We start from the raw sequence: 677 nt of genomic DNA, 5'->3' as shown, positions 1-677 counted from the left end.
ACCGCCGCACGGTGGGCCGCTCGTTACCGCAACCAGGGCGAAGCCGGGATGACCGACCGTTCCTCCCGGCCCCGGACCAGCCCGAACCGGACACCCACCCGCACCGAACGGCGAGTGATCAAGATCCGGGTGACCCGCCGGTGGGGCCCGGCCCGCATCGCCTACCTGCTCGGCCTGAACCCCTCAACGGTGCATCGGGTCCTGACCCGCTACCGGCTGGCCCGCCTGGTCCATCTCGATCGGGCCACCGGCCGGCCGGTCCGCCGTTACGAGCACGCCGCCCCCGGTGACCTGGTCCACGTCGACATCAAGAAACTCGGCAACATCCCCGACGGCGGCGGCCACAAAGTCCACGGCCGCACCGTCGGCGGGCGCAACAGTGCCGCCCACCGCGACCCCGCCCGGCCCCGCAAGGTCGGCGGTCGCGCGAATCTGGGCTACAGCTACCTGCACAACGCCGTGGATGATCATTCCCGGCTGGCCTACACCGAGATCCTGGCCGACGAGACCAAGGAAACCGCGGTCGCGTTCTGGACTCGCGCGCAGGCGTTCTTCACCGGCCATGGGATCACCGTTGCGCGGGTGCTGACCGACAACGGGTCCTGCTACCGCTCACTTCTTTGGCGCGGCACGCTGCGCGACGCGCAGATCGTCCATAAGCGCACCCGGCCTTACCG

At 70.3% G+C, this 677-nt stretch carries 1 protein-coding gene; it reads left to right on the top strand.

What is annotated here, in order from left to right; translation table 11 throughout:
• The coding region (locus VA596_RS50550) for an IS481 family transposase (RefSeq protein WP_323337981.1) at positions 1–677 on the top strand (677 nt) is incomplete at both ends.

Origin of the sequence: Amycolatopsis heterodermiae (assembly GCF_034929455.1) — a bacterium.
In the GTDB taxonomy this organism is placed as follows: domain Bacteria; phylum Actinomycetota; class Actinomycetes; order Mycobacteriales; family Pseudonocardiaceae; genus Amycolatopsis; species Amycolatopsis heterodermiae.
The sequence above is the reverse complement of the archived record's forward strand: the minus strand, read 5'-3'. Positions and strand labels throughout refer to the sequence as shown.